The following is a 1,633-nucleotide window of genomic DNA, read 5'->3' as shown; positions in this document are numbered from 1 at the left end:
ACCAGGGTCGCGGTCAGGGCCCGGGGCAGGCGCACGCGTTGCAGCACCCGCTGGGCGGTGGGGTCCTGGCCCTGGCCCAGCAGGTTGGCCAGCACCTGTTCCGGGCCCAGTGACAGGCTGCCGGTACCCAACAGCAGCGCCCAGAGCAGCAGCATCGCCACCAGCAGCACGGCGCAGACCAGGGCCGTGCGCGGTTGCCAGCGCAGCGAGAGCGAGCCCAGGCGCAGGGCCTTGAGCCCCTTCACAGGCGGCTCAGGCGAAAGCGCCTGACCAGTACGATGAAGCACGGCCCACCCAACAGCAGGGTGATGATGCCGGCGGCGATTTCTTCCGGCGCTGCCACCACCCGGCCGAGCACGTCCGCCCCCAGCAGCAGGCCGGCGGCCAGCAGCGCCGAGTAGGGCAGGATCCAGCGGTAGTCGGTGCCCACCAGCATCCGCGCCAGATGGGGCGCCACCAGCCCGACAAAACCGATCGGCCCGGCCACGGCGGTGGCGGCACCGGCCAGCAGCATCACCGCCAGGCAGGCCAGTAGCCAGGTCAGGCGCAGGTTCACTCCCAGGGCGCGCCCCAGGTCCTGGCCCAGGGCCAGGGCGTTGAGCTGGGCGGCGATCCCCAGGGCCAGGGCCAGGCCCAGCGCGATGGCCAGGGCCGGAACCTGCAGCAGGGCGAAGCCGCTGCCGGACAGCGAGCCCGCGGCCCAGTGGCGAAAGTGATCGAAGACCTCGGGCGGGCTGTTGAGCACGATGATCCCGGTCAGTGAAGTCAGCATCACCGACAGCCCGGCGCCGGCCAGCACCAGGCGCACCGGGTTGGTCCCGGTCTCATGGGCCTGCCCCAGCAGGAACACCACCACTCCCGCCAGCCCGGCGCCGCCGAACGCCAGCCACAGGTACTCGGCCAGGCTGGTCAAGTGCAGCAGCGCCACGCCGCCGATCACCGCCACGGCGGCGCCGGCATTGATGCCCAACAGGCCCGGTTCGGCCAGCGGGTTGCGAGTCACCGCCTGCATCACCGCGCCGGCCACCCCCAGGGCGAGGCCGGCCAGCAGGGCGATCAGGGTCCGGGGCAGGCGCAGTTCACGCAGGATCAGGTGCTGGTCGTTGTGCAGGTCGGGTGCCTGCAACGCCTGCCAGGTCACGCTCAGGGGGATCGCCCGGGAGCCGATGGCCAGGCTCAGCAGGGCCAGCACCAGCAACAGCAGCAGCCCGGCCAGCAGGCCCCAGGTGCGGTGGTGAGGGCGCGACAGCGGTCGGGCCAGGGGCTGGGCAACGAGGTTCATGGCTTAGCGAAAGTGCGCGGCGACGGCATCGATCATCTGCCGTCCCGAGTAATAGTCGATGCGAAACGAACTCGGGCCCAGGGCATACACCCGCCGGTTGATCACCGCTGGCAGGTTGGCCAGCACCGGGTCGGCGAGGAACGTCTGCACGTCGCCGTCGGTGGCGCTGAGCAGGAACACGCTGTCACCGGTGATCGCCGCCGGCAGGTTTTCCCGGGAGATGAACTGGAAGTCCGACGCTCGGGTGACCTTGCCCGCCAGCGCCTCGGGCAGCTCTGCGACCTTGAAGCCAAGAGCGCCGAGCAGCCGGGCCTGGGGGCTGTTCAGGCGGCCGATGGAATAGCTGCCGGC

Annotated in this window: 1 protein-coding gene and 2 pseudogenes; all 3 read right to left on the bottom strand. The window is 71.3% G+C overall.

The window, feature by feature from the left end; all coding sequences use genetic code 11:
• Positions 1-245 (bottom strand): annotated as a pseudogene (locus F6S12_RS31545) (Fe(3+)-siderophore ABC transporter permease); the annotation flags it as partial.
• A complete protein-coding gene (locus F6S12_RS31540; RefSeq protein WP_015636053.1) occupies positions 242-1,282 on the bottom strand; it encodes a FecCD family ABC transporter permease in 1,041 nt (346 codons plus the stop codon). The pseudogene F6S12_RS31545 and the gene F6S12_RS31540, both read right to left, overlap by 4 nt.
• Positions 1,283-1,285: 3 nt before the next feature.
• Positions 1,286-1,633: pseudogene (locus tag F6S12_RS31535) on the bottom strand (Fe2+-enterobactin ABC transporter substrate-binding protein); the annotation flags it as partial.

Source organism: Pseudomonas sp. JV245A, assembly GCF_032424515.1.
GTDB classification, from domain to species: Bacteria; Pseudomonadota; Gammaproteobacteria; order Pseudomonadales; family Pseudomonadaceae; genus Aquipseudomonas; species Aquipseudomonas protegens.
This window is presented reverse-complemented; position numbering and strand designations above follow the sequence as displayed.

Excerpts from the sequence above, each read along its gene's own strand:
- F6S12_RS31540 (WP_015636053.1), bottom strand. The coding sequence starts at position 1,282 with ATGAACCTCGTTGCCCAGCCCCTGGCCCGACCGCTGTCGCGCCCTCAC.